This is a genomic window from Streptomyces sp. NPDC045967 (genome assembly GCF_056430495.1).
Genome location: NZ_JBWKLE010000004.1, coordinates 200,220 through 225,181, shown reverse-complemented (window position 1 = coordinate 225,181; position 24,962 = coordinate 200,220). Strand labels below are relative to the sequence as shown.

22 protein-coding genes are annotated in these 24,962 nt (G+C 72.7%); 15 read left to right on the top strand and 7 right to left on the bottom strand.

Annotation, left to right across the window (positions count from 1 at the left end; genetic code table 11):
* Positions 1 to 26: 26 nt before the first annotated feature.
* A complete protein-coding gene (locus AC07FY_RS10990; RefSeq protein ID WP_479003724.1) occupies positions 27 to 431 on the bottom strand; it encodes a pyridoxamine 5'-phosphate oxidase family protein in 405 nt (134 codons plus the stop codon).
* 135 nt (positions 432 to 566) lie between these two features.
* On the opposite strand from AC07FY_RS10990, the gene clpB reads away from it, so the two are divergent.
* Entirely contained in the window at positions 567 to 3,152 is a 2,586-nt protein-coding gene (clpB, locus tag AC07FY_RS10985; protein WP_479003721.1) for an ATP-dependent chaperone ClpB, read from the top strand.
* 144 nt (positions 3,153 to 3,296) lie between these two features.
* The gene (locus tag AC07FY_RS10980; RefSeq protein ID WP_479003718.1) at positions 3,297 to 3,845 is read left to right on the top strand and encodes a type III secretion system chaperone family protein; all 549 of its coding nucleotides are present in this window, start codon (positions 3,297 to 3,299) and stop codon (positions 3,843 to 3,845) included.
* A gap of 11 nt (positions 3,846 to 3,856) precedes the next feature.
* On the opposite strand, the gene AC07FY_RS10975 is transcribed toward AC07FY_RS10980, so the two are convergent.
* Positions 3,857 to 5,047, bottom strand: a complete 1,191-nt coding sequence (locus tag AC07FY_RS10975; RefSeq protein ID WP_479003715.1) for a hypothetical protein — start codon at positions 5,045 to 5,047, stop codon at positions 3,857 to 3,859.
* Positions 5,048 to 5,234: 187 nt separating this feature from the next.
* Positions 5,235 to 6,416, bottom strand: a complete 1,182-nt coding sequence (locus AC07FY_RS10970) for a pyridoxal phosphate-dependent aminotransferase (RefSeq protein WP_479003712.1) — start codon at positions 6,414 to 6,416, stop codon at positions 5,235 to 5,237.
* Between the two features lie 137 nt (positions 6,417 to 6,553).
* On the opposite strand from AC07FY_RS10970, the gene AC07FY_RS10965 reads away from it, so the two are divergent.
* From AC07FY_RS10965 to AC07FY_RS10910, 12 genes are all read left to right on the top strand, one after another.
* On the top strand, positions 6,554 to 6,826 hold the full coding sequence (locus tag AC07FY_RS10965; protein ID WP_479003709.1) for a hypothetical protein: 273 nt from the start codon (positions 6,554 to 6,556) through the stop codon (positions 6,824 to 6,826).
* Positions 6,827 to 7,145: 319 nt separating this feature from the next.
* On the top strand, positions 7,146 to 7,700 hold the full coding sequence (locus AC07FY_RS10960) for a DUF2617 family protein (RefSeq protein WP_479003706.1): 555 nt from the start codon (positions 7,146 to 7,148) through the stop codon (positions 7,698 to 7,700).
* A gap of 141 nt (positions 7,701 to 7,841) precedes the next feature.
* Positions 7,842 to 9,488, top strand: coding sequence for a polyamine aminopropyltransferase (locus AC07FY_RS10955; RefSeq protein WP_479003704.1), 1,647 nt, complete (start codon positions 7,842 to 7,844; stop codon positions 9,486 to 9,488).
* 32 nt (positions 9,489 to 9,520) lie between these two features.
* Positions 9,521 to 10,546, top strand: coding sequence for an SRPBCC family protein (locus AC07FY_RS10950; RefSeq protein WP_479003701.1), 1,026 nt, complete (start codon positions 9,521 to 9,523; stop codon positions 10,544 to 10,546).
* Positions 10,547 to 10,566: 20 nt separating this feature from the next.
* Entirely contained in the window at positions 10,567 to 11,364 is a 798-nt protein-coding gene (locus AC07FY_RS10945) for an aldose epimerase family protein (RefSeq protein ID WP_479003698.1), read from the top strand.
* A gap of 21 nt (positions 11,365 to 11,385) precedes the next feature.
* On the top strand, positions 11,386 to 11,949 hold the full coding sequence (pyrE, locus tag AC07FY_RS10940; RefSeq protein ID WP_479003695.1) for an orotate phosphoribosyltransferase: 564 nt from the start codon (positions 11,386 to 11,388) through the stop codon (positions 11,947 to 11,949).
* Between the two features lie 254 nt (positions 11,950 to 12,203).
* Positions 12,204 to 13,226 (top strand): class II fructose-bisphosphate aldolase, encoded by a 1,023-nt coding sequence (gene fbaA / locus AC07FY_RS10935; protein WP_479003693.1) that lies wholly within the window; start codon positions 12,204 to 12,206, stop codon positions 13,224 to 13,226.
* A gap of 141 nt (positions 13,227 to 13,367) precedes the next feature.
* The gene (locus AC07FY_RS10930) at positions 13,368 to 13,781 is read left to right on the top strand and encodes a DUF3151 domain-containing protein (protein WP_479003690.1); all 414 of its coding nucleotides are present in this window, start codon (positions 13,368 to 13,370) and stop codon (positions 13,779 to 13,781) included.
* A 146-nt stretch (positions 13,782 to 13,927) separates the two neighbouring features.
* On the top strand, positions 13,928 to 14,773 hold the full coding sequence (locus AC07FY_RS10925; RefSeq protein WP_479003687.1) for a tryptophan 2,3-dioxygenase family protein: 846 nt from the start codon (positions 13,928 to 13,930) through the stop codon (positions 14,771 to 14,773).
* Positions 14,766 to 15,965 carry a kynureninase gene (gene kynU, locus AC07FY_RS10920; RefSeq protein WP_479003685.1) on the top strand — a complete coding sequence of 400 codons (1,200 nt, stop codon included), beginning with the start codon at positions 14,766 to 14,768 and terminating at the stop codon, positions 15,963 to 15,965. The genes AC07FY_RS10925 and kynU overlap by 8 nt, the downstream gene beginning before the upstream one ends.
* 172 nt (positions 15,966 to 16,137) lie before the next feature.
* Positions 16,138 to 17,019 (top strand): alpha/beta hydrolase, encoded by an 882-nt coding sequence (locus tag AC07FY_RS10915; RefSeq protein ID WP_479003683.1) that lies wholly within the window; start codon positions 16,138 to 16,140, stop codon positions 17,017 to 17,019.
* A gap of 221 nt (positions 17,020 to 17,240) precedes the next feature.
* The gene (locus AC07FY_RS10910) at positions 17,241 to 18,851 is read left to right on the top strand and encodes a hypothetical protein (protein ID WP_479003680.1); all 1,611 of its coding nucleotides are present in this window, start codon (positions 17,241 to 17,243) and stop codon (positions 18,849 to 18,851) included.
* A gap of 332 nt (positions 18,852 to 19,183) precedes the next feature.
* Here AC07FY_RS10910 and AC07FY_RS10905 read toward each other — a convergent pair whose 3' ends face one another.
* Entirely contained in the window at positions 19,184 to 20,467 is a 1,284-nt protein-coding gene (locus AC07FY_RS10905) for an adenylosuccinate synthase (protein ID WP_479003677.1), read from the bottom strand.
* Between the two features lie 184 nt (positions 20,468 to 20,651).
* Between AC07FY_RS10905 and AC07FY_RS10900 the strand changes: the two genes are divergently transcribed.
* Entirely contained in the window at positions 20,652 to 21,491 is an 840-nt protein-coding gene (locus AC07FY_RS10900; protein WP_479004515.1) for a diacylglycerol kinase family protein, read from the top strand.
* Between the two features lie 72 nt (positions 21,492 to 21,563).
* Here the strand turns inward: AC07FY_RS10900 and AC07FY_RS10895 are convergent, their stop codons facing one another.
* Genes AC07FY_RS10895 through AC07FY_RS10885 form a run of 3 tightly spaced genes read right to left on the bottom strand, consistent with a single transcriptional unit; the run spans position 21,564 to position 24,796 of the window.
* Positions 21,564 to 22,772: a cytochrome P450 gene (locus AC07FY_RS10895; RefSeq protein ID WP_479003674.1), complete on the bottom strand. Its 1,209-nt coding sequence runs from the start codon at positions 22,770 to 22,772 to the stop codon at positions 21,564 to 21,566.
* Positions 22,773 to 22,781: 9 nt separating this feature from the next.
* The gene (locus AC07FY_RS10890; RefSeq protein WP_479003671.1) at positions 22,782 to 23,441 is read right to left on the bottom strand and encodes a response regulator; all 660 of its coding nucleotides are present in this window, start codon (positions 23,439 to 23,441) and stop codon (positions 22,782 to 22,784) included.
* Entirely contained in the window at positions 23,438 to 24,796 is a 1,359-nt protein-coding gene (locus AC07FY_RS10885; RefSeq protein ID WP_479003668.1) for a sensor histidine kinase, read from the bottom strand. Before AC07FY_RS10885 ends, AC07FY_RS10890 begins: the two co-directional genes overlap by 4 nt.
* Positions 24,797 to 24,962 lie beyond the last annotated feature (166 nt).

Sequence of the window (24,962 nt, the reverse complement as noted above, 5' to 3'; positions counted from 1 at the left end):
CCGGGTCCGTCCGGATACGGACCGGATCAGGCGCGGCCCATCGCCCGGTCCAGGGTGATCTCGATGACCACCCGGTCGGGGTTGGGCGAGGGCGTGCGCCCGTAGCGCTCCGCGTAGCGCGCCACCGCGTCGGCCACCGACGCCTCGTCCGCGCGGACCACCGCGGCCCCCTCGAGGGTGGCCCAGCGGCGCCCTTCCATCTGGCAGACCGCCACCCGCGCCGCGCCCGGCCGCGCCGCCAGGACGTTGCGGACCTTCTTGCTGTGCCGGTTGCTGATCACCCGGGCCAGCCCGGCCTCCGGGTCGTACGTCACGCCCACCGGCACCACGTGCGGCGTGCCGTCGGGGCGCGGGGTGGTCAGCGTGCAGACGTGCCGCTCCCGCCAGAAGGCGAGGTACTCGGGCGTCGGGTGGAGAACGTCATGGGACATGGCCCGAAGGGTACGGGGCAGGGCGTCCCCGAGCGCCGCCGGCTGCCTTGAGCCGACTGCCTTGAGTGGAATAGACTCAACTTTGCATAGGTTGTTTATGTCATAGTCCTGTCCCCCCAGAGAGGAGCAGCACCCGTGGACGCCGAGCTGACCAACAAGAGCCGGGACGCGCTGAACGCGGCCACCAGCCGGGCCGTCAAGGACGGCCATGCCGACCTGACCCCCGCGCACCTGCTGCTGGCGCTCCTCGCCGGCGAGGACAACGAGAACGTCACCGACCTGCTCGCGGCCTGCGACGCCGACCAGGCCGCCGTGCGCGCCGGAGCGGAGCGGCTGCTGGCCGCCCTGCCGAGCGTCACCGGCTCCACGGTCGCGCCCCCGCAGCCCACCCGCGAGCTGCTCGCCGTCCTGGCCGAGGCCGACGCCGAGGCGGGCAGGCTGGGGGACGACTACCTCTCCACCGAACACCTCCTCATCGCCACCGCCGCCAAGGGCGGCGCGGCCGGGGAGGTCCTTTCCGCCCAGGGCGCCGGCGCGAAGAAGCTGCTGGAGGCGTTCCGAAACGCACGAGGAGGACGGCGGGTGACCACCCCCGACCCCGAGGGTCAGTACAAGGCGCTGGAGAAGTTCGGCACGGACTTCACGGCGGCCGCCCGCGAGGGCAAGCTCGACCCGGTCATCGGCCGGGACCACGAGATCCGCCGCGTCGTGCAGGTGCTCTCGCGCCGTACGAAGAACAACCCGGTGCTGATCGGCGAGCCCGGCGTGGGCAAGACCGCCGTGGTGGAGGGCCTGGCGCAGCGCATCGTGAAGGGGGACGTGCCGGAGTCGCTGAAGAACAAGCGGCTGGTCGCCCTGGACCTCGGCGCCATGGTCGCCGGAGCGAAGTACCGCGGCGAGTTCGAGGAGCGGCTGAAGACCGTCCTGGCGGAGATCAAGTCGAGCGACGGCCAGATCATCACGTTCATCGACGAGCTGCACACGGTCGTCGGCGCGGGCGCCGGCGGGGACTCCGCGATGGACGCCGGCAACATGCTCAAGCCGATGCTGGCCCGCGGCGAGCTGCGGATGGTCGGTGCGACGACCCTCGACGAGTACCGCGAGCACGTCGAGAAGGACCCGGCGCTGGAGCGGCGCTTCCAACAGGTGCTGGTCGCCGAGCCGTCCGTCGAGGACACCATCGCGATCCTGCGCGGGCTGAAGGGGCGCTACGAGGCGCACCACAAGGTGCAGATCAACGACAGCGCCCTGGTCGCCGCCGCCACACTCTCCGACCGCTACATCACCTCCCGCTTCCTGCCGGACAAGGCCATCGACCTCGTCGACGAGGCGGCGTCCCGGCTCCGCATGGAGATCGACTCCTCCCCGCTGGAGATCGACGAGCTGCAGCGGTCGGTGGACCGGATGCGGATGGAGGAGCTGGCGCTGAAGAACGAGTCCGACCCGGCCTCGCTCGAACGCCTGGAGAAGATCCGCAAGGACCTGGCCGACCGCGAGGAGGAGCTGCGCGGGCTGACCGCCCGGTGGGAGAAGGAGAAGCAGTCCCTCAACCGGGTCGGTGAGCTCAAGGAGCGACTGGACGACCTGCGCGGCCAGGCCGAGCGCGCGCAGCGCGACGGCGACTTCGACACCGCCTCCAAGCTCCTCTACGGGGAGATCCCCACCGTGGAGCGGGAGCTGGCGGAGGCCACCGAGGCCGAGGCCGAGGTGTCGAAGGACACCATGGTCAAGGAGGAGGTCGGCCCCGACGACATCGCCGACGTGGTGGGCGCCTGGACCGGCATCCCGGCCGGCCGCCTGCTCGAGGGCGAGACCCAGAAGCTGCTGCGCATGGAGGACGAGCTGGGCCGGCGCCTGATCGGCCAGGGCGAGGCCGTGCGGGCCGTCTCGGACGCCGTGCGCCGCACCCGGGCCGGCATCGCCGACCCCGACCGGCCGACCGGCTCCTTCCTGTTCCTCGGCCCGACGGGCGTCGGCAAGACGGAGCTGGCCAAGGCGCTGGCCGACTTCCTCTTCGACGACGAGCGGGCCATGATCCGCATCGACATGTCGGAGTACGGCGAGAAGCACTCCGTGGCCCGTCTCGTCGGCGCCCCGCCCGGCTACATCGGCTACGAGGAGGGCGGCCAGCTCACCGAGGCCGTCCGCCGCCGCCCGTACTCCGTGGTCCTGCTCGACGAGGTGGAGAAGGCCCACCCGGAGGTCTTCGACATCCTGCTCCAGGTCCTCGACGACGGCCGCCTCACGGACGGACAGGGCCGCACCGTTGACTTCCGCAACACCATCCTGGTGCTGACCTCCAACCTGGGCAGCCAGTTCCTGATGGACCCGGTCACCCCGCCGGAGCAGAAGAAGGAGCAGGTCCTGGACGTGGTCCGGGCGAGTTTCAAGCCCGAGTTCCTCAACCGCCTGGACGACCTGGTGGTCTTCTCCGCGCTGTCGGGCGAGGAGCTGGCGCACATCGCCGAGCTCCAGATCGGCCGCCTCGCCAAGCGGCTGGCGGACCGGCGCCTGATCCTGGAGGTGAGCCCCGAAGCGCTGGCCTGGCTGGCGGACAAGGGCAACGACCCCGCGTACGGGGCACGGCCGCTGCGCCGGCTGATCCAGACGGCGATCGGCGACCGCCTCGCGAAGGAGATCCTGTCCGGCGAGGTCAGGGACGGCGACACGGTGCGCGTCGACGTCGCCGGCGAAGAACTGCTGGTCGGCAAGGCGCTCTGAGCCCCGCGGCCGCCTCCCGTGTCCGCCGCCGCCGTGTCCGCCGCCCCCGCGTGTCCGCCCGGAGCGGATCGTGTGCCGTCGGGCTGGACACGGGGTGGGCGGCATGGGGGAGGATGAAGGTATCCGCACGAAGGGAAGTACACGGTGAGCATCGACCCGGCCTCGATTCCGAACTTCGGAGGGCAGCAGCCCGATCCGCAGGCCACAGGACCGGCGGGCCCCGTCGTCCCCGACCAGGATCTGGTCAAGCAGCTGCTGGAGCAGATGGAGCTCAAGTACGTCGTCGACGACGAGGGTGACCTCGCGGCGCCGTGGGAGGAGTTCCGCACGTACTTCATGTTCCGCGGCGAGGACGAGCAGCAGGTCTTCTCCGTGCGGACCTTCTACGACCGTCCGCACAAGATCGAGGAGAAGCCGCAGCTGCTCGAGTCGATCGACGACTGGAACCGCCGCACCCTGTGGCCGAAGGTCTACAGCCACACGCACGACGACGGTTCGGTCCGGCTGATCGGTGAGGCGCAGATGCTGATCGGCACCGGCGTCTCCCTGGAGCACTTCGTGTCCTCCACGGTCAGCTGGGTCCGCGCCTCCATCGAGTTCGACAAGTGGCTCGTCGAGCAGCTCGGCCTGGAGAAGGAGATCGACTCCACGGACGGCGACGACACGGGCGACGACCAGGGCAGTGCCCTCTAGGTCCTGGATACCTAGAGCGGTACGCGGGCCACGAGCAGCAGGTACAGCCCGTAGCCGTAGGAGAGCCCGGCCAGCACCGCGGTCACCACGACCGCGGTGCGCGGCCGGGCTCTCGCTATGACGGCCGCCACCGGCAGCAGCAGGGGGAAGGCCGGGAGCAGGAACCGGGGTTTCGACTCGAAGAAGCCGGCCCCGCCGTAGGCGATCAGCAGCAGGATCGCCGTGTAGGCGAGCAGCGGCAGCGGGGTGCGGTCCAGGAGCAGCAGCACCGCCAGCAGCCCGGCCGCCGCGAGCAGGACCACCGTCACGGTGGTGGCCAGCGGTACGTGCCCGCCGGTCAGCACCTGCTCGGCGGAGCGCAGCGCCCCGGCGCCGAAGTCGAAGCGGGAGCCCCAGCGCCGCTGCACGGCGAAGTACCCGCCGAGGGGATCGCGCATCTGCGCCCCGACCGCCACGACGTACGCCGCCCAGCCCGCCGGGGCCAGCAGTCCGGCCGCCCACACCTCGGGCGCCCGGGAGCGGCGGGTGAGGATCGCGTGCAGGGCGGCCACCGAGACGGCCGCGGCGACCGCCAGCCCGGTGGGCCGGGTCAGCCCCGCGAGCACGGCGAGCCCGGCCGCCCACAGCCAGCGCTCGCGCAGCAGGGCGTAGAGCGCCCAGGCGGCGAGCGCCGCCAGCAGCGCCTCGGTGTAGGCCAGGCTCAGCACCACCGCATGCGGGAGCGCCGCCCACAGGCCCACGAGCAGCAGTCCGGCGCGCGGTCCGGTCACGTACGCGCCGATCCGGTACACGCCGACGGCGGCGAGGGCGGCGCAGATCCAGGCGACGAGGATCCCGGCCGGCAGCAGTCCGCCGGGCAGCAGGGAGCCGACCAGCCTGATCAGCGCCGGGTAGAGCGGGAAGAAGGCGTAGTCGCTCTGGATGGACCCGGTGCCGGTGGTGGCGCTCGGCCACATCTGGGTGCGCCCGTAGCCGTTGGCGGCGATCCCCAGGTACCAGACGGAGTCCCAGGACCGGCCGAGGACCCGGAGCGGGTCCTTCCCGGCCCACCAGGAGCCCAGGGTGAGGACCAGCACCCCGGCGCCGCGGACGGCGGCGAACACCCCGAGCGCGATCACCGACGCCGGTGCGGCGGCGCGCACCGCCTTGACGGCGCGCATCTCCAGGGGCGACGCGGACGCCGAGACCCTGCCCGTTGCCATGTATCCCGACTTTCCCGCTCTTCGTGAGGACGCTCATCCGACGGATGAGAGCTTCGGGCACGTTCCAGGCGGCCAGCTTCACACCGGCCTCGCCCGCCCCGCAAGCACACACCTGGAAAACGACGCCGCCGCCCGCCCGGAGCCAGTGCTGTGCCCGGAAGGGTTCACCGCCTTTCCGGCCCCGGCACTAGAGCCGGCGCAGGCGGGACACCGCTTCCTGGAGGACATCGGTCCGCTTGCAGAACGCCCAGCGGACCTGGGTGGCCCCGGCGGACGTGTCGTCGTAGAAGACCTGGTTGGGGATCGCCACCACCCCGCAGCGCTCGGGCAGGGCGCGGCAGAAGGCCAGGCCGTCCTTCTCGCCGAGCGGGGTGATGTCGGTGGTGATGAAGTACGTGCCCTGCGGGCGGTAGACCTCGAAGCCGGCGGCCGCGAGTCCGCCGGCGAGGAGGTCGCGCTTGGCGGCCAGGTCGGCGCGGAAGCCCTCGTAGTACGTGTCGGGCAGGGCGAGGGCGTGGGCGATCGCGTACTGGAAGGGGCCGGAGGCGACGTAGGTGAGGAACTGCTTCGCCGAGCGGACCGCCGCCACCAGCTCCGGGGACGAGATCACCCAGCCGACCTTCCAGCCGGTGAACGAGAACGTCTTCCCCGCGGAGGAGATGGTGACCGTGCGCCCGCGCATGCCGGGGAACCCGGCGAGGGGGGTGTGGGCGCCCTCGAAGACCAGGTGCTCGTAGACCTCGTCGGTGACGACCAGCAGATCGCGTTCCACGGCGAGGGCGGCGACGGCGGCCAGCTCCTCGCGGGTGAGGACCGTGCCCGTCGGGTTGTGCGGGGTGTTCAGCAGGAGCAGGCGGGTGCGCGGGGTGACGGCGGCGCGCAGTTCGTCCAGGTCGAGGGCGAAGGCGCCGGCGTGCGGCCGCAGGGTGACGGGCACGCGCACGGCGCCGGCCATGGCGATGCAGGCCGCGTACGAGTCGTAGTACGGCTCCAGGGCGACGACCTCGTCACCCGGTTCGAGGAGCGCCAGGAGCGTGGCGGCGATGGCCTCGGTGGCGCCGGCCGTGACCAGGACCTCGGTGTCGGGGTCGTGGTCGAGGCCGTAGAAGCGCTGCTGGTGCGCGGTGATCGCGACACGCAGCTCGGGGACGCCGGGGCCGGGCGGGTACTGGTTGCCGAGACCCGTGAGGACGGCGCGGGAGGCCGCCTCGGCGATCTCGGCGGGGCCGTCGGTGTCGGGGAAGCCCTGGCCCAGGTTGATTGCGCCGGTGCGGGCGGCCAGCGCCGACATCTCCGCGAAGATCGTGGTGCCGAAGGCCGCCAGCCGGCGGTTGAGGAAGGGGCGGTCGCTGCTCACGGGTGCGCTCATGGGCGCCATCCTGAGGGGAACCTCTGGAGTTGCTCAAGTGTGCTTTGGGCCGCGTGGCCTGCGGGCATCCCCCCTGCACACGGGACGCGGGGATCCCGTCCCCCCGGGAAGACCGGGGCGTGAGAGAGGGGGCGGGCATGGTGTTCGTCTTCGTGGTGTTCGGGCTGTTCGGGCTCGCGGTCGTCGGATTTGTCGTGACCATGGCAATCCGGTCGTTCCGCCAGGGGTTTGCGGGGGCCGGTTTCGGTTCGGGGTCCGGTTCGGGTTCTGGTTCGAGCGGCGGCTGGTGGGCCGGAAGCGGCAGCAGCGGCTCGTCGTCCTCCTGTGGCTCGTCGTCCTCCTGTGGTTCGTCTTCCTCCTGCGGTTCGTCGTCTTCCTGCGGCGGCGGCGGGGGGTGCGGCTCCAGCTGACACGGGGCAGCTGGCGCCGCGTGGACGAGGGCGCCCGGCGGTCTGGTTTCCGCCGGGCGCCCTCTCCCGCGCGCACGCACCGCGACGCGCGGAGGCACACGGTTGAACACGTGAACTGGGTAGCCCCCGGGGGGATGTAAACCCCTTCAAGTTGGGTAAAAGCGCTGTGGGCGCCGTGCCTTTCATGATTCCCTCGGTTGAGTAGACCAGTCCTCGGACCTCCCTGGACTTCCTGTGGACCCGTGCCGGTGTCCCCCACCCGTTGACTACCGCTGGCGGGCCCCGGCCCCTCTCCCTCGCGCGTTTGCGGAGCCGACTCATGCTCACGACCCTCCAGACCACGTACACCGACACGCGTGCCGCCGATCTCGCCTGGGCCCTGGGTCGGGACCGGTTGCCCGCCCTGGCCGTACTGAACCTCGAACTGTCGGGCGCGAAGGTCGAGTTGCGCCTGCTCGGGGCCTCTCACCAGGTGCTCCTGGAGGTGGGCGAGGTGCTCTGCTCGGAGACGGTCGCCTGCATGCCCGGCAGCAGTACGCCGCTGCCGCTCGGGGTGGCCAAGCGGGTGGGCGACTGGGAGTACGAGTTCGCCGCCCGGGTCGAGACCCTGTCCCGCGGCTCGTTCGCGGGCCGGGCGCAGGAACTGCTCGCACTGGTCGCCGATCACCCGAACGGACTGGCGGGCACCTTCCCGGGCAGCCCGCACGCCTTCACCGCCATGCTGGCGCAGCACTACGAGGGCCAGGTGCGCTGGCGTACCTGGCACGCCTACCCGCAGGAGGGTCAACTCGTGGCCACCAGAACCCGGGTGGGCGTGCGCACGAGCGCGGCCGCCTCCGCGCCACCCATCCTGGAGTCGCACGCGATGCTCTGACGCGCCGGGGTGACCGCGGACAACCGGTGGTCCAGGGGCGTGAGAAGGGCCGCGCGGTTACGCCAACCAGCCGAACGGGTACGCCATTTGAACCCATGTGGGTGACGGGGTCGGAGTGGGCGGTGACGTACGGTTCGCTGCATGATCGACCGTTCCGTCCCGCGACGGGTCCTCCCGGCTCCGGAGCCGCGGGGTGCGGCGGCCGTCCAGGCCGCCGCCCTGCCCGTACGGCCCCGGACCGGCCGGTTCCTCGTGCTGGCCACCGTGTTCGTCTGCGCCGCCTGCGGGCTCGTGTACGAACTGGAGCTGCTCGCGCTCGGCTCCTACCTCGTCGGCGACTCCGTCACCCAGGCGTCGGTCGTGCTGTCCGTCATGGTCTTCGCCATGGGCGTCGGCTCCCTGCTCGCCAAACGGCTGCGGCACCGGCCCGCCTTCGGCTTCGCCGCCATCGAGGCGGGGCTCGCGCTGCTCGGCGGGCTGTCGGCCCTGGCGCTGTACGCGAGTTTCGTCTGGCTGGGTGAATCCCAGCTGCTGCTCGTCGCCTTCTCCTTCGCCATCGGCGTCCTCATCGGCGCGGAGATCCCGCTCCTGATGTCCCTCATCCAGCGCATCCGCAGACAGGACGCGGGAGGGGCCGTCGCCGACCTGTTCGCCGCCGACTACGTGGGCGCCCTGGCCGGCGGCCTGGCCTTCCCGTTCCTGCTGCTGCCGGTGCTCGGCCAGCTCACCGGCGCCATGCTCACCGGAACGGTCAACGCGGTCGTCGGCGGCGGGCTCGTGCTCTGGCTGTTCCGCCGGGACCTGAGCCGTCGCGCCCGCTGGACGCTGGTCGCCGCCAACGTGACGGTGCTGTCCGTCCTCGCCTGCGCGACCGTCCTCGCCGACGACTTCGAGCGGTTCGCCCGCGGCGCCGTCTACGGGGACGAGGTGCGGGTCGCCGTGCAGACCGGCGTACAGGAACTGGTGCTCACCGGCCCCGGGACGGGCTCGCCGCGCTCCCTCGACCTCTACCTCGACGGCCGGCTGCGGGTCAGCGGCTATGACGAGTACCGCTACCACGAGGCCCTCGTCCACCCCGCCATGACCGGCCCGCACACCAGGGTCCTGGTCCTCGGCGGAGGGGACGGGCTCGCCGCCCGCGAGGTGCTGCGCTACCGCGACGTCGCCTCCGTCACCGTCGTCGAACTCGACCCCGGCGTGGTCGAGCTCGCCCGGAGCGACCCGATGCTCTCCGCGCTCAACGCCGGGGTGTACCAGGACCCGCGCCTCGGCGTGGTCACGCAGGACGCCTTCCGCTGGCTGCGCGGTCCGGCCTCCCGGAACCGCTTCGACGTGATCGTCTCCGACCTGCCCGACCCCGGCATCACCCCCAGCACGAAGCTGTACTCGCAGGAGTTCTACGGGCTCGCCGCCCGTGCCCTGCGGCCCGGGGGCCGGATCGCGGTGCACGCGGGACCGATGGCCACGCGCCCGCGCACCTACTGGACCGTGGAGTCCACCCTGCGCGCGGCCGGCCTGCGGACCTCGCCCTACAGCGCGGGCGGCCGCCTCTCCGGCTTCGCCGCCGGACCCGACCGGACCCCCCTCGGCGGCAGCGGTGCGCCGCCGCAGGACTGGGGGTTCGTCCTGGCCTCCCGGGAGCAGCCTCCCCCGCTGAGGGTGCACCCCGACGCGCCCGCGCTGCGCTCGCTGTCGACGTCCGCGCTCCAGGACGCCGGACGCGACGCGGAGCGCACCCGCTTGCCGGGACTTCCGCCGTCGACCCTCCCGCACCCGCGGTATTCGTGACCGGTGCGGTCCGCGTCGGTAGGCTCGACCGCATGGAGCATCAGGTGTTCGTTCCGGTACCGGCAGACCGTCTCCGCGCCGTGCTGCGCGACCCCGTGCGGACGGCCCGGTGCGTGCCGGGGCTCCAGCAGGACGCCGGCGCCGCGGCCGGGCCGCTCTCCGGCCGGCTGAAGGTACGGGTCGGCGGGCACACCGTGACCTACCGGGGTGCCTTCCGCGTCACCGAGCGGGAACCGGGCCACTTCTCCGTCGACGGCGAGGGCGCGGAGGTCCGGGGCAGCGGCGCGGTGGAAGTCGCCCTCGCGGTGCGGCTCACCCCGGAAGGGGAGGACGGGACGCGGCTCGACTTCACCGCCGGAGGCACCGCCGACGGGCGCGCCGCCGCCTTCACCCCCGAGGCCACCGCCGGCGCCGTGCGCCGACTGCTGGACCAGGCCGCCGAACGCCTCGCGGAGGCGTCCCGGGAGGAGCCCGCGGGGGACGCCGGAGGCGCTGGTGACGGGGAGTCCGCCGGTGACGCGCCCGGCGGCCGGGCAGCCGCCGGGCAGTCCGCCGTCGGTGACGCACTCGGTGCCCAGACCGTGGCCGGCGAGTCCGCCGGTGACGGCACGGACGCCGGGGCCGCGGTCGGCGCCGGTGCGGGGGAGGTGAGCGATCCCGTGGCGGACGCGGAGGAGGACGAAGCCGACGGCCCCGGCGGATCCGGCGGAGCCGAGGACGAGGACGTCACCGAGGTCACCGCCTCGGTCTTCGACACCGACGTGCCCCCGCCGTCCCTGGACCCCTCGCTGGACCCCTTCCTGGCCGGCGGTCCGGACGGCCTCGACGACCTCGGTGGTCTCCCGAGGCCGCCGGCGGAAGCCGCCCACGCCCGCCGCACCATGATCGGCCGCAGCGCGGAGGAGGTGGACCACGCGCCGCCGCGCGGCCGGTACGCCCCCGTCCCCGCGCCCGCCGCCACCACCGCCGGTGACAGCGTGCGCTGGCTCGCTCCCGCCGCCGCCCTCGCCCTGGCCTCGGCGGTCGTCATCGGCCGCGCCCTGCGCCGCCGCCGCTGAGCCCTACTACGCTCGACCGCATGAGTACGCAACTGAGCGCCGGCGGCGCCGAGCTGACCATCGACCAGGAAAACGGCTGCCGGATCAGCAGTCTGCGTGTCGATGGGACCGAGCTGCTGCGCCAAGGCGCGCACTTCGGGGCCTTCCCGATGGTCCCCTGGTGCGGCCGCACGGCGAACGGGCGGTTCCGTGACGGCGGGGTCGTCCACGAACTGCCCCTGAACCACCCCCCGCACGCCATCCACGGCTTCGGCCGCGACACCGCCTGGCGCCGGGGACGGCTCACGGACACCGAGGCCGCGTTCGTCTTCGACCTCGCCGACCCCTGGCCGTGGCCCGGCCGGGTCACCCAAAGCTTCGAGCTGACCCCCGACGCGCTGACGCTCTCCCTGGGCGTGGAGACGTACGGCGACTCCTTCCCGGCCCAGGCGGGCTGGCACCCCTGGTTCCGCCGCAACCTCGGCGCCGGCCTCGGCACCGGCGAGGACGTGGCGTTGGACTTCGCGCCCGAGTGGCAGGAGGAGCGCGGCGACGACCACCTCCCCACCGGCCGCCGCATCGACCCGAAGCCCGGTCCCTGGGACGACTGCTTCGGCATGCCGCAGGGCGTGGACGTCACCCTCACCTGGCCCGGCGCGCTCGAGCTCAAGGTGACCAGCCGGGAGGAATGGGTGGTCGTGTACGACGAGGAGGCCGAGGCCGTCTGCGTCGAACCTCAGTCCGGCCCGCCGAACGGGCTGAACACCCATCCGCGCCTGGTCACGCCCGTCGACCCGCTGGAGGTCTCCACGACCTGGACGTGGCGGCGGCTGCCGTAGAGCCGAATTAAGCTCGGGGGCATGAGCGACGTCAACGAAGTCATGCCGTCAGGCACACGCGATGAGCTTCTGCAGCAGATCAAGGACAAGGCCGTCGTGCACGGCAAGGTGACCCTCTCCTCGGGCCTGGAGGCCGACTACTACATCGACCTCCGCCGGATCACGCTCGACGGCGAGGCGGCCCCCCTGGTCGGGCAGGTCATGCTCGACCTCACCGCCGACCTCGACTTCGACTGCGTCGGCGGCCTGACCCTGGGCGCCGACCCGGTCGCGACCTCGATGCTGCACGCCTCGGCCGCCCGCGGCGGGCGGCTGGACGCCTTCGTCGTGCGCAAGGCGCAGAAGGCCCACGGCATGCAGCGCCGCATCGAGGGCACCGACGTCAAGGGCAAGCGCTGCCTGGTCGTCGAGGACACCTCCACCACCGGCGGGTCCCCGCTGACCGCCGTCGAGGCGGTCCGCGAGGCCGGCGGCGAGGTCGTGGCCGTCGCCACGATCGTCGACCGCGGCGCGGCGGACGCCATCGCCGAGGCGGGCCTGCCGTACCTCACCGGCTACCGCCTCGGAGACCTCGGCCTCTCCTAGCCACCGGCCCGCGGACGCGGCCGCGGAACACGGGGGGCCGAAGGTCCCCGCAGGGTCGGGGTACTGCCCTGACCTGCGGTTTTCCGCAGGGCCGGGATGTTTCACGTGAAACATCCCGGCGGGTTCCGGCCGTCCTGGCGGACAGCGGGGGTGGAGTGTCGGACGGAGTCTGGAAAGATGGGTGCGACGATGACGTCGCCCCCAGGTCAGGGCCCGCAATAAGCACACTCCCCGCACATCCAAGGAGCGGACAGATGCCCATCGCAACCCCCGAGGTCTACAACGAGATGCTCGACCGGGCGAAGGCAGGCAAGTTCGCCTACCCGGCCATCAACGTGACCTCGTCCCAGACCCTGCACGCCGCGCTGCGCGGGTTCGCGGAGGCCGAGAGCGACGGCATCATCCAGATCTCCACCGGTGGTGCGGAGTTCCTGGGTGGCCAGTACAACAAGGACATGGTCACCGGCGCCGTCGCCCTGGCCGAGTTCGCGCACATCGTCGCCGCCAAGTACGACATCACGGTCGCGCTGCACACGGACCACTGCCCCAAGGACAAGCTGGACGGTTACGTCCGTCCGCTGCTCGACATCTCCGCCGAGCGCGTCGCCAAGGGTCTGAACCCGCTCTTCCAGTCGCACATGTGGGACGGTTCCGCCGAGACCCTGGCCGACAACCTGGCCATCGGCCAGGAGCTGCTCGCCAAGGCCGCCGCCGCGAAGATCATCCTCGAGGTCGAGATCACCCCGACCGGCGGCGAGGAGGACGGCGTCAGCCACGAGATCAACGACGAGCTCTACACCACCGTCGAGGACGCGATCCGCACCGCCGAGGCCCTGGGCCTGGGCGAGAAGGGCCGCTACCTGCTGGCCGCCTCCTTCGGCAACGTGCACGGCGTCTACAAGCCGGGCAACGTCGTCCTGCGCCCCGAGCTCCTGAAGGACCTCCAGGCCGGTGTCGGCGAGAAGTACGGCAAGTCCTCGCCGTTCGACTTCGTCTTCCACGGCGGTTCGGGCTCCACGGCCGAGGAGATCGCCACCGCGCTGGAGAACGGCGTCGTGAAGATGAACCTCGACACCGACACCCAGTACGCGTTCACCCGCCCCGTCGTGGACCACATGTTCACCAACTACGCGGGCGTGCTGAAGGTCGACGGCGAGGTCGGCACCAAGTCCAAGTACGACCCCCGCACCTGGGGCAAGGCCGCCGAGGCCGGCATGGCCGCACGCGTCACCGAGGCCTGCGCCAACCTGCGTTCCACGGGCACCAAGCTGGAGTAGGCGCCGCCGCGCGTCCCTTCCCGCGGGTACGCCCCCGCGGGTACCCGTGCGCCGTTCCCACCGAAGGGCCCGGCCCGCCGTCCCACGACGGCGGGCCGGGCCCTTCGGCCGCGGTGGCCCGCGATGCCCCAGACTGGGGGCATGTCCATTCACCAGAACCTGCTCGGGGGCCCCGCCCCCACCCACCTCCCCGACGAGCCCGGCCGTGAGGCCCTGGCGTCGGGCACCCCCGCGGTCGAGGTGGCGGCCGCGCACCCCACCTCCTCCCTCGCCTGGGCGACCCTCGCCGACGAGGCCTTCGAGGCCGGTCGCGCGGTGGAGTCGTACGCGTACGCCCGCACTGGTTACCACCGCGGCCTCGACGCCCTGCGCCGGGCCGGTTGGAAGGGCCACGGCCCGGTGCCGTGGGAGCACGAGCCGAACCGCGGCTTCCTGCGCGCTCTGAACGCCCTGGCCCGCGCCGCCGAGGCGATCGGCGAGAAGGAGGAGCACGAACGCTGCTCGACCTTCCTGCGCGACTCCTCCCCGACGGCGGCGGACGCCCTCCAGGGCTGAGCGGCCCGCCGGTGCTGTGACGTGCACCACTCCCCGCTGGAGCCCCGGCCCGACCGCGTCCTATGATGCGGGCAGGGGACCGGGGCTCCACTTGCCTCACGGAAGGAGCGGACCGCTACCCGGAAGCACGTGTCGAGGAGACAGCGATGTCGAACACCCTTGATGCCTCCGGAGCCGGTTCGGACACCCCGAACCTCGACTTCGCCGGCACGACCCCGTACGAGGACTACGTCCAGGCGGACGTCCTCACCCACCTCCAGCACCTCCGCTCGGACGACCCGGGCGAGATGGTCTTCCTGGTCACGACCCAGGTCATGGAGCTGTGGTTCACCGTGATCGTCCACGAGTGGGAAACCGCCGCCAAGGCCCTGCGCGAGGACCGCGTCCCGGTCGCGATGGACGCGCTGAAACGATCCCTCCGCGAACTGGAGGCGCTCAACGCCTCCTGGCGCCCGCTCGCCCAGCTCACTCCGGGCCAGTTCAACTCCTACCGCTCGGCCCTCGGCGAGGGCTCCGGTTTCCAGTCGGCGATGTACCGCCGGATGGAGTTCCTGCTCGGCGACAAGTCCGCCTCCATGCTGGTCCCGCACCGCGGTGCCCCGCGCGTCCACGCGGAGCTGGAGAAGGCCCTGCACGAGCCCAGCCTCTACGACGAGGTGCTGCGGCTGCTGGCCCGCCGCGGCCTGCCGGTCCCGGCGGAGGTCCTGGACCGCGACCTCTCGCAGCGCTACGAGCCCTCGGCGGAGGTCGAGGCCGTCTGGACGGCGCTGTACGCCACCCCCGACGAGCACCTGGACCTGCACCGGCTGGGCGAGGTCCTCACCGATGTCGCCGAGCTGGTCTGGCGCTGGCGCAACGACCACCTCGTGGCCACCCGCCGCGCGATGGGCGCGAAGACGGGCACGGGCGGCTCGGCCGGCGTGACCTGGCTGGAGAAGCGCGCCGCGAAGAACGTATTCCCGGAGCTGTGGACGGCCCGCAGCCATGTCTGACCGGATACCCGACCTCCAGGCCCGGGCCGAGGCGCTGGACGCCGCCGACGGGCTCGGCAAGCTCCGCGAGCGGTTCACGCTCCCCGAAGGAGTCGTCTACCTGGACGGCAACAGCCTCGGCGCGCTCCCGGCCGGTGTCGCCGACGCCACCGCCGACGTCGTCCGCCGGCAGTGGGGCGAGCTCCTCATCCGCTCGTGGGACGAGAGCGGCTGGTGGACCGCCCCCGAGCGGATCGGGGACAAGCTCGCCCCCCTCGTCGGCGCGGCCGTCGGGCAGGTGGTGGTCGGCGACTCCACCAGCGTCAACCTCTTCAAGGCCCTGGTCGGCGCGGCCCGCCTCGCGGAGCCGGGCCGCCGGCGGCTGCTGGTGGACGCCGCCACCTTCCCCACCGACGGCTACATCGCCGCGTCGGCGGCCAGGATGACCGGCCTCGAGGTGGTCCCCGTCGACCCGTCCGCCGCCGCGGCGGCGATCGGCGAGGACACCGCCGTGGTGCTCCTCAACCACGTCGACTACCGCTCCGGCCGGCTGCACGACCTGCCGGGCCTGACGGCGGCGGCCCGCGCCGCCGGCGCGGTCACGGTGTGGGACCTGTGCCACTCCGCGGGCGCGCTCCCCGTGGGCCTCGACGAACACGGCGTGGACCTCGCGGTCGGCTGCACGTACAAGTACCTCAACGGCGGCCCCGGCGCCCCCGCGTACCTGTACATCGCCGAGCGCCACCAGGCCGCCTTCGACTCCCCCCTCCCCGGGTGGAACGGGCACGCCGACCCCTTCGCCATGACGCCGGAGTTCAGCCCGGCCGACGGCGCGCGGCGCGGGCGCGTCGGCACGCCGGACATCCTGTCCATGCTGGCCCTGGAGGCGGCGCTCGACGTCTGGGAGGGCGTGTCCGTCGACGCCGTGCGCGCCAAGTCCCTCGCCCTGACCGACTTCTTCCTCGCCTGCGTGGCGCAGTACGTCCCGCAGGGCCGGGTCGAGTCGGTCACCCCGGCCGAGCACGCACACCGCGGCAGCCAGGTGTCGCTGCGCACCGGGAGCGCCCGCGAGGTGATGCGGGAGCTGATCGCGCGCGGCGTCGTCGGGGACTTCCGCGCCCCCGACATCCTGCGGTTCGGCTTCACCCCGCTCTACGTCGGATTCGCCGACGCGGAGCGGGCGGCCCGGACGCTGGGTCGCATTTTCGGGTGACTCCTTAGCGAAACGTCACACCAACCGGGCGGGCGGGGCTGCGGCTCCGCCCGCTCCGGCATATCCCGGGCCCCGCACGGAACGGCGCGTTCCAGACTGATACGGTCCCGCTCTGCCGGACCACCGGAACATCTGTCCCCGCTGTCCCACGCGTTACCGAGAGGTTGAGCCGATGACGGACCCCGCCGCAGTGGAACGGGACGCCGCCGAGGCCGCCTCGGCCTTCTCGCACCCGGCGGTCGCGCCGGACGCGACCGCCGCGTACGGGGAACACCCGGACCAGGTCGTCGACTTCTACGCCCCGCGCGGCACGGGGCGCGCGGGGCGGGCGCCCCTGGTCGTCGTACTGCACGGCGGTGCGTGGCGGGCCCCCTACGACCGGCAGCACGTCACCCCGTTCGCCGACTTCCTGGCCCGTCAGGGGTTCGCGGTCGCCAACGTCGAGTACCGGCGCGGACCTTCCCTCCCTCGCCAGGGCAGCGAGGGGCCGGTCGCCGGCCGCTGGCCGGAGACCTTCGACGACGTCGCCGCCGCGCTGGACGCGCTCCCGCGCCTCGCCGCGGCCGCGCTGCCGCGGGCCGACCTGCGCCGGGTGGTCCTGACCGGCCACTCGGCCGGCGGCCACCTCGCGCTGTGGGGCGCGGCCCGGCACGTGCTCCCGTACGGCTCCCCCTGGCGGCTGCCCGCCGCGCCGGTGCTGCGCGGGGTGGTGGCGCTGGCCCCGATCGCGGACTTCGCGGTGGCGCAGGAGCTCGGGGTGTGCGGGGGCGCCTGCGCGCAGCTGCTGGGCGGGCCGGGGCAGTTCGCCGACCGCCTCCCCTCCGCCGATCCGGCGGCGCTGCTCCCGACGGGCATCGCGACGGCCGTGGTCCAGGGCCGGGAGGACATCGTGGTCCCGCCCGCGGTGGCGGATTCGTACGTGGCCGCGGCGGCGCAGGCGGGGGAGACGGTGGGCCTGACCCTGCTGGACGGGGTGGGGCACTTCCCCCTCATCGACCCGGCGGCGGACGCGTGCGCGGTGGTGGCCGAGGAGATCGCCCAACTGGCCTGGTAGCGGCGGGACCTGCGGCATCTGCCTAGAACGGGACAGGCCGGGGCAGAACCGGTGCGGCTCACCGCACCCCGCCCGAATACCCGGCTGAACCCGCCCCCTAAGCTATGTAGGCTGCACCCGATACATCCTGAGCACGTTCAAAAATGGGGGAATCGGTGCGCAGTCGCCGTCTCGTAGTATCCGCCGCACTCATAGCCGCCGGAGCGGGTCTGATCCCCGGAATGGCCCACGCGGCCGACCCGGGCGCGTCGGCCGTCAGCCGCGCGGCCGCCTCCGCCGTCGACCTGGACAAGGCCGCGGCGTCGAGCTTCAAGAAGTTCTCCAGCCCTGCCGACCGCTCGGTCCGCAAGAGCCTGGCCGCGGCCGAGGGCAAGGCCGCCACCGCCCAGTCGGCGGACGCCGCCGCGGGCAACCCGGACCTGGCGATCGTCCTGAACGCCGAGACCAGGACCGCGCACGGGCTCACGCTGAACACCGAGATCGTCAGCGCGCCCGCCACGCTCGCCGTCACCATCGAGTGGGGTGACGGCACCAAGGACACGACCACCGCCGGTGGGTCCACCACGCTGACGAACGAGCACGCCTACGCGGAGCTCGGCGAGTACACCGTCAAGGTCACCGTGAAGGACACCGCGAACCAGGCCGAGGTCGTCAACGACTTCCAGATCCTGACCGCGGGCTCGGACTTCACGCCGTACGGCCCGACCCGTCTGCTGGACACCCGCAGCGGTATCGGCGCCGCCAAGGCCAAGGTTCCGGCGCGCGGCACCGCCCACCTGAAGGTCGGCGGCAACGGCGGCATCCCGGCGGGCGTGACCGCGGTCGTCCTCAACGTCACCGCCACCAACACCACGCAGGCCGGGCACGTCACCGTCTTCGGCTCGGGCCACGAGCAGCCGATCACCTCGAACGTCAACTTCGAGGCCGGTCAGACCGTGCCGAACCTGGTCATCGTGCCGGTCGGCAAGGACGGCTACGTGGAGCTGTTCAACGGCGGCTGGGAGTCGATCGACCTGCTCGCGGACGTCACGGGCTACTTCACCCGGTCGGCGTCCAGCGGCTACGCGTCGATGACGCCGACCCGCTTCGTCGACTCCCGCGAGGGCCTCGGCACGGCCAGGGGCCAGGTCGCCGGCCAGGCGGTCTTCAGCACGCAGATCAGCGGTCTGCGCGGGGTGCCCCAGGGCATCAGCGCGGTGGCGCTGAACGTCACCGTCACCAACCCGAAGGAGACCGGTCACCTGACGGTCTTCCCGAGCGGCCAGACGGCTCCGTCCACGTCCAGCGTGAACTTCAGCGCCGGTCAGACCGTCGCCAACTCGGTGATCGTGCCGGTCGGCGCCGATGGCAAGATCAGCGTCCGCAACGGCGCCTGGGCCGGGACCGACGTGATCGTCGACGTCGTCGGCTACTACAGCAAGGCGAGCAACGGCGCGTACATGCCGCTGGCGCCGGGCCGGCTGATCGACAGCCGTGACCCCGAGAGCCCGATCTACGGCGAGCTGCCGGGTCGCCAGTACTTCGCCCTGGAGATCTCCGGCGACGAGCCCGGCATCGCCGGCTACGTGCTCAACACCACGGTCACCAACACCCAGGGCGCCGGCTTCCTGTCGGTCGCCCCGGACCCGAACCGCATCGAGGACTACTGGAACGAGACCGCGGTCAACCCCGTGCGTCCCACCGCCTCGACCCTGAACTGGACGGCCGGCAAGACCGTCCCGAACCTGGTCCAGGCCAGCGCCGGCACCACGGGCGTCGTCGACTTCTGGAACCAGGGCTGGGAGCCCACGGACCTGATCGTCGACATGTTCGGCTACTACGAGACCAAGTAGAAGCAGCCGTCACCAGCGCCCCGGGCCCGGCCGTCAAGGCCGGACCCGGGGCGCTGCCGTAGCTCGGACACACACGCACCTTGCGGGCACGGCCGCCAGGCGGCAGGCCCGGACGCACCCGCAGGGGCGTCGCGCAAACCCCTGGCGTCACAGGGCAGGGGGGCAACCTTCCGCAGCCTTTGCCGACCGCACGGCCGTCACGGCCCGGGCTGATGCGCCGGGCGACCCGGGCGTGGACCGCCTCGGCTTCGACCAGTCGACCTGACGGGCGGAGGGGCGGTGCGCCGTACGGTGCACCGCCCCTCCGGTTCCGGGACGGGTCCCGGCGCCGCCTAGAGGAACGAGTTGATCTCGATCGTCTCCGTGCGGCCGGGGCCGACGCCGATCGCCGAGATCGGGGCGCCCGACATCTCCTCGAGGGCCTTCACGTACGCCTTGGCGTTCGCCGGCAGGTCCTCGAAGGTCTTGGCCTTGGTGATGTCCTCGGACCAGCCGGGGAGGTATTCGTAGATCGGCTTCGCGTGGTGGAAGTCGGACTGCGAGTAGGGGAGCTCCTCGACGCGCTTGCCGTCGATCTCGTACGCCACGCACACCGGGATCTGCTCCCAGCCGGTCAGCACGTCCAGCTTGGTGAGGAAGAAGTCCGTCAGGCCGTTCACGCGGGTCGCGTAGCGCGCGATCGGCGCGTCGAACCAGCCGCAGCGCCGGTCACGGCCGGTGGTCACGCCGCGCTCGCCGCCGATGCGGCGCAGGTCCTCACCGTCCTGGTCGAACAGCTCGGTCGGGAACGGGCCGGCGCCGACGCGGGTCGTGTACGCCTTCAGGATGCCGATGACGCGGCTGATCTTCGTCGGGCCGACACCGGTACCGGTGCAGGCGCCGCCCGCGGTCGGGTTCGAGGAGGTGACGAAGGGGTACGTGCCGTGGTCGACGTCGAGCAGGGTGCCCTGGCCGCCCTCGAAGAGCACGACCTTGTCCTCGTCCAGCGCGTTGTTGAGGATCAGGGTGGTGTCGGCGACGTAGGGCTTGATCTGCTCCGCGTACTGGAGCATCTCCTCCACGATCGCGGCGGCGTCGATCGCGCGGCGGTTGTACAGCTTCGCGAGGAGCTGGTTCTTGCCCTCGAGGGCCGCCTCGACCTTCTGGGTCAGGATCGACTCGTCGTAGAGGTCCTGGACGCGGATGCCGATGCGGTTGATCTTGTCCGCGTAGGTCGGACCGATGCCGCGGCCGGTCGTACCGATCTTGCGCTTGCCGAGGAAGCGCTCGCCGACCTTGTCGAGGGTGACGTTGTACGGCGTGATCAAATGCGCATTGCCGCTGATGAGCAGCTTGGAGGTGTCGATGCCGCGCTCGTTCAGACCGCGCAGCTCGGAGAGCAGGACGGCCGGGTCGACGACGACGCCGTTACCGATGACCGGGGTGCATCCGGGGGAGAGGATGCCGGAAGGGAGAAGGTGCAGTGCGTACTTCTGGTCGCCGACGACGACCGTGTGGCCGGCGTTGTTGCCACCCTGGTAACGCACTACGTAGTCGACGGATCCACCGAGCAGGTCGGTGGCCTTTCCCTTGCCCTCGTCACCCCACTGAGCTCCGAGCAGCACAAGAGCGGGCACAGGCGTACACCTCTTCCGGATGGGGCATGTCCAAGGTCAGGGGGCGTACGACGATGTACACCGCAGGCTGAGCCGTCGGACCGGTACCCCGGAATAGACGAAGGCCCTGGCGCAATAGCGCAAGGGCCTCTTGCACAAAGATGCTACCCGAGGAAGGACCGAGGTGTCGGCTCCAGAGCCCACCATGAGCCACGCGGGCGCGCCGGTAGGCGGCCTGCTCGTGCTCGTCGACCCGGTCGCCCGCCGTCTTGACGGCGAGTCCGTGCGGATCGCGAAGGATGTGTTGTCAGCGGGCGCGGCAGCGAAAATCTGCCTCCCGGGTTCGCAGGAGGAATTCGCGCGGGCACTGGCCCGCCGGGGTCATCGGCGGTTGGTGGTCGTGGGCGACGACCGGGCCCTGGTGCGCGCCGTGGGGCTGCTGCACCGGGAGCGCGGGCTGGCGGAGGGGGCCGTTTCGCTGGTGCCGGTGGGCTCCGCGGGGTCGCTGGCGCTGGCCGGGGCGCTGGGCGTGCCGCTGTCGGCGGTCGCGGCGGCGCGGGCGGTGCTGGAGGGCGCGGTGCGGATGTGCGACCTGCTGGTGGACGACAGCGACGGCGTCGTCCTGCGGTCGCTGCGCATCCCGCCGCTGCGGACGGCCGCCGCCGGGCCCTCGGCCGGGCCGTCGGTGTGGAGCGCCTACCGCTCGCTGGTGCGGACCCTCGTCCGCCCGGCGGCCGGGGCCCCGGCGGTCTTCGGGGCCGCGGGCCGGCTGCGGCTGCGGGTGGAGGCGGACGGGGTGCTGCTGGCGGACGTGGACCGGCCGGTGGAGGACGTCACGGTGACCACCGGGGAGGACGGCGGCCTCGCGGAGGTCGTCGTCCGTACGGGCGGCGGCGCGGGCCCGGCGGTGTCGGCGCGGGCCAAGACGGTCTCGGTGTCGGGCACCGACTTCCGCTACCGGGCCGACGCGGCGATGACCGGGCCGGTCCGGCGGCGCACATGGACCCTGCATCCGTCGGCGTGGGCGCTCACCGTGCCGCGGTGAAGGCCCCACCCCCGGCTCCGCCGGGGGGCCGGGGGCCTCACGGGGCCGCCCACCGGGACCTCGGTCACAGCACTAGAACGCCACGAGCAGCCGCTCCAGCCCGCGGATGACGTAGCCGTCGCGCCACCGCGGCTCCTCCACGAGCCGCAGCGGCGGGACTCCCTCCGCCAGCAGCGCCCCGAAGGACGCCTCCAGCTCGCGGCGCGCGAGCGGCGCCCCCAGGCAGTAGTGGATCCCGGCCCCGAAGGCCAGGTGCGGATTGTCGGCCCGGGCGAGGTCCAGCACGTCGGGGTCGGGGAACCGTGCCGGATCCCGGTTGGCGGACCCGAAGAGCAGGGCGACCTCGGCCCCGCGGGGGATCTCGGTGTCCCCGATCCGGATGTCGTCGAGGACCCAGCGCTCGAACATCTGGAGCGGCGTGTCGAAGCGCATGAGTTCATCCACAGCTGTGGACAACTTTTCGGGACGCGGATCCGCGCGCAGCGCGGCCAGCTGCCCGGGATGGCGGAACAGCGCCCACCAGCCGTTGACCGTGGTGTTGACGGTGGCCTCGTGCCCGGCGTTCAGCAGCAGCACGCAGGTGGAGATCATCTCCTGCTCGCTGAGCCTGCCCTCCTCGTCGTGGGCGGCGATCAGGGCGGAGACCATGTCCTCGCCGGGCCGTGCGCGCCGCTCGGCGATCAGCTCGCGCAGGTACGCGCTGAACTCCACGCTCGCGCGCACCGCCCGCCGGGCCGTCTCCTCGTCGGGCCGGAGCTCGTACATCCCGCAGATGTCCGCCGACCAGGGCCGCAGCAGCCCCCGGTCCACCTCCGGCACGCCCAGCAGCTCGGCGATCACCGCCACGGGCAGCGGCTCGGCGACGACGGTGAGCAGGTCCCCGCCCCCGTCCGCGAGCAGCCGGCCCACCAGCTCCCCGGCCATCCGCCGCACCGCGGGCACCAGCCGCTCCACCGTGCGCGGGGTGAACGCCTTCGCGACCAGCCGGCGCACCCGCGCATGCGCGGGGTCCTCGAGGTCCAGCAGGCCGTTGTCGTTGAGCACGTGGAAGGGCTCGTGCTCCGCGGGGGGCGCCTCCCGCCCGAACTCCTCGTGGCCGAACCGGTGGAGGTAGGTCCGCCCCAGCCGCCGGTCCCGCAGCAGCGCGCTCACATCGGCGTGGTGCGGCACCAGCCACTGCCCGGTCGCCTCGCACCACAGCGCCCGCCCCTGCTCCCGCAACTCCCGGTAGGCCGGGTACGGATCGGCGACGAACGCGGCATCCCACGGATCAAAGGCCATCCCCGCACCCTACGACGGGGTCACCAGCCGGGTCTCGTAGGCGAACACAGCCGCCTGCGTGCGGTCGCGCAGACCCAACTTGACCAGGATCCGGCTCACATGGGTCTTGATGGTGGATTCGGCGACGATCAACCGGCCGGCGATCTCCCCGTTGGACAGCCCCTGCGCGATCAGTACCAGCACCTCCTTCTCCCGCTCCGTCAACTCGCTCAAGCCCGCCGGGTCCGCGGCCCGCGGCGTCTCGGAGAGCTTGGAGAACTCCGAGATCAGCCGCTTGGTCACCGACGGCGCCAGCAGCGCCTCGCCCGCCGCCACCACCCGTACGCCGTCGGCCAGCTGACGGGCCGACGCGTCCTTGAGCAGAAACCCCGACGCCCCGGACCGCAGCGCCTGGTACACGTACTCGTCGAGGTCGAAGGTCGTCAGGACCAGCACCTTGGCCTCCGTGTCGGCCGCCACGATCTCGCGCGTCGCCTCCAGCCCGTTCATCCGCGGCATCCGGATGTCCATCAGGACCACATCCGGCCGCAGCGCCGCCACCTGCGCGATGGCCTCGCGGCCGTCGACGGCCTCGCCGACGACCTCGATGCCGTCCATGGCGTTCAGGAGGACGGAGAACCCCTCCCGGACCATCATCTGGTCGTCCACGATCAGCACCCTGATCGTCATACCGGCTCCGTCCCGGCCGTGCCCGTCTCCTGCGGGGGAGCGGCCGCGGGCCCGGCCCGGTGCGGCACCGGCAGGAACACCGCCACCTCGTACCCGCCCGCCGCCGTGGCGCCGGCCGTCATCTGCCCTTCCAGCATGGCCACCCGCTCCCGCATCCCGGTGATCCCGTGCCCGGCGCCCGGCGAGGGCCGCACATCACCGGTCGCCGGCCCGTTGACGACCCGTATCCCCAGGCCGCCGAGCACGTAGGAGACCTCCACCGAGGCCGTCGCGCCCGGCGCGTGCCGCAGCGTGTTGCTCAGGGCCTCCTGGATGATGCGGTACGCCGACAGCTCCACCCCCTGCGGCAGCTCGCGCACCGCGCCCGTCACCGTCTTGTCCACGTCCAGCCCGGCTTCGCGCACATTGGCCAGCAGCCCGTCCAGCGAGGCCAGCGTCGGCTGCGGGGCGTCCGGAGCCTCATAGTCCGCGGAGCGCACCACGCCCAGCACGCGGCGCAGCTCCGTCAGGGCCGCCACCGCGTTCTCGCGGATGGTGGCGAAGGCCGCCTCCAGCTCCGGCGGCGGGTTCTTCACGCGGTACGGCGCCGCCTCCGCCTGGATCGCCACCACCGACATGTGGTGGGCGACGACGTCGTGCAGCTCCCGCGCGATGGTGGTCCGCTCCTCCAGCAGCGTGCGCTTGTCGCGCTCGACGGCCGTGACCTCCTGCTGCGCGCTCACCTCCGCCCTCGCGGAGCGGCGTATCTGGATGCTGCTGGCGACCGCCAGCGCGATGGCCGAGGCCACGGCCATCTGCGGCAGGCCGGTCGCGTAGCCGTTGCCCAGCACCACCGACATCGCGAAGCCGAGCGCGAGGGTGAGCGTCCACATCCATGCCGCGACGCGGGGGCCGGTCCGCAGGGTGACGAGGACCATCACCGTGACGTACGAGAAGAAGGAACCCGGGCTCCACGGCCAGTCCGCGCCCCCGCCGATCACGGCCAGCACCAGCGTCATCGCCACGGCCGCCCACCACGCGGCCACCGGCCGCACGAGCGTCATGAGGACCGGGGCCGCGGCCACGAGCCCCATGGCGAACCTGCCGCCTTCGCCGAAGTGGCCCGACTGCGTGGTGCTCGTGATCATCAGGGCGAGGAGCGCCAGCGCCGCCACGGCCGCGTACCGCCGCCACGGGGCGAAGCGGCGTACCGCCCGCGGCAGCCGCCGCGCGATGCGCCCCGGCGTCTCCGCCAAGGGCAGGGGCCGGTAGGCGAGGGCGTCGGTGAAGAGGTCCTGGCGCAGGGTCTCCACCACCCCCGATGCCATGCGGATCTCCGGTGTCCGGGCTGTCCCCCCGGTGGCGGTCTCGGTCATGCGCCCACCGTAGGCCGGTGGCGGTCCCCGGCGCGTCGCCGCCCAAGGGGATATCCGGAGGTCCCCCTCAGGTACTACGCGCCCGACGCCGCTACCCCGCCGGACGGACCGGCCCCGGGGGACGGGCAGGGGGAGCGGGGCCCGACCGGAGCCGAACTCGCCGCCC